The 1,701-nt window shown below is 63.0% G+C and carries 2 protein-coding genes and 1 pseudogene; 1 reads left to right on the top strand and 2 read right to left on the bottom strand.

Annotated elements, in window-relative coordinates:
- Both EN991_RS35215 and EN991_RS35210 read right to left on the bottom strand, forming a co-directional pair.
- A pseudogene (locus EN991_RS35215) lies at nt 1–543 on the bottom strand (2-acyl-glycerophospho-ethanolamine acyltransferase); the annotation flags it as partial.
- Between the two features lie 123 nt (nt 544–666).
- On the bottom strand, nt 667–1,074 hold the full coding sequence (locus EN991_RS35210) for a 4-oxalocrotonate tautomerase family protein (RefSeq protein WP_013532540.1): 408 nt from the start codon (nt 1,072–1,074) through the stop codon (nt 667–669).
- 113 nt (nt 1,075–1,187) lie between these two features.
- Here EN991_RS35210 and EN991_RS35205 point away from each other — a divergent pair.
- Nucleotides 1,188–1,701, top strand: a 514-nt coding sequence (locus tag EN991_RS35205; RefSeq protein ID WP_127370451.1) for a LysR family transcriptional regulator, incomplete at its 3' end; no start/stop codon positions are given.

The following is a 1,701-nucleotide window of genomic DNA, read 5'->3' as shown; positions in this document are numbered from 1 at the left end:
GTCCCCAGGCGTCAGCGACACCGGCAGGCTGCGCGCGCCGCCGACGAAGATCGGCACGATCTTGGCATCGGCCTGCATGGCGATGCGGGTGACGGCACGAAACAACCGAAACGTCTTGACGTCGGGCTCGACTGCATCCGGCAGATAGACAGCGAGCCGGCCCTTGCCCTTCAGCACCCGCACCAGCCGGCGGCTGACGAAGACATGTTCGGCGTTGAAGGCGATGGTACGGCCAAGCTCGCGCCAAGGTTCGAGCCACGGCGAGCGCGCCGAGACCTCATCGAGAATATGCAGCGTGTCTTCCGGCAGCAGCGACAGCATCAGCGCCGGCTCGAAGCGCGATTGATGAGAGATGACGTAGATGACTGGGGCCTGCGCCTTGCGGGCGATCCTGATGCGGCTGTCTCCGATCCGGTAGGCAAGCTTGAACGGGACATAGAGCAGCGCCTGGGTGAAGCGTAGGCCGAGGCGGAATTTTTCCGCCACGCCAATCAGGAGCCAGGCCAGAACAAGACCCGCAAGCAGCGCCAGTGTCAGGATCATGCCGCGTCTCTCCCAACGTTTTTAGCATCTCGGCTCTTTGCGGCCGTGTCGGCCAGAACCTAGACGATGTGGGAGCAAGGTCAATGCGGAGCTTTTGCTTCCCTTGGTGCGGGAAGCTGCTTCTCACGCCGCCTGCAGCCGTCCACTGATGAAACGAAATTCCTGCGTCTTGCCGCCATAGCCGTAAGCGGCTGCCGGCACTTCATGCACGAAGGCGTAGCTCTCCTCGTGCACGCCGCCCAGCAGACGGCCGAAGGCTGCGAAGATCGCCTTCAGATAGGCCTCCAGCTCAAGCTTGGTGTTGGTGCCGTCGACCACCTTGATATCAAGCCAGAACGTGTTGGTGCCGTGCTCGGCCAGCGACTTGCCGCCGGCGAACCAGTGCTGCGGATCGACATAGGACACGGCAACTGCCGTGATCGTCGGGTCCTTGCGCAGCTGCGTCGCGGTGATTTCTGTGGCCTCCTTTGCGATGCGAGCGGAAAGCGCCGCGTCAGGTTTGCCGGTGACGCTGATGTTGATGATAGGCATTCTTCTTCTCCTTGGCTTGAGCGGCGTCCGATCGCCGTTGAAACAACCATGCCACCACCTTTTAGTCAAAAAAATCGAATTGTTTTTAAATGATACTTCGATAGTATCGAAGTATGGAAACGCTCGATCCCGATCTGCTCCGAACCTTCCTTGCTTTCGTCGACAGCGGCTCGCTGGCCCAGGCGGCTGCAAGCATCGGCCGTTCGCCCTCGGCGGTGACCGCCCAGATGCAGCGGCTGGAGGAAGTCGTCGGTGAGCCGCTGCTGGCGCCGCAGGGGCGGGGACGTGGTTTGACGCCGGCGGGTGAGGATCTCGTCGGCCACGCCAAGCGCATTCTTGCCGTCCATCGCGAGGCTTGGCTGGCGCTGAAGGGCGCCCGCGCTGCCGGGCGCGTTGCCATCGGCACGACGCAGGATTTTGCCGACAGCGGCCTGCCGGATCTGCTGCGTGCTTTCGCCGGCAGCCATCCGCGCGTCAGGATCGAACTGCGGGTCGGCCGTTCCGCCGAGTTGGCGCAGGCGCTGCAGTCTGGCGGCCTCGATCTGGCGATCGTCATGCGCCAGACGGCAGCGGCGGACGAAGTCGGCGTGCTGCGCGAGCCGATGATATGGCTATGCTCACAAAAGG

Origin of the sequence: Mesorhizobium sp. M7A.F.Ca.US.005.03.2.1 (assembly GCF_003997795.1) — a bacterium.
Classification (GTDB): domain Bacteria; phylum Pseudomonadota; class Alphaproteobacteria; order Rhizobiales; family Rhizobiaceae; genus Mesorhizobium; species Mesorhizobium ciceri.
Note: the sequence above shows the minus strand (reverse complement) of the source record. Positions and strands in the feature narration are given on the sequence as shown.

Coding starts and splice junctions, on each gene's coding strand:
- EN991_RS35210 (WP_013532540.1), bottom strand. CDS start 1,074: ATGCCTATCATCAACATCAGCGTCACCGGCAAACCTGACGCGGCGCTT.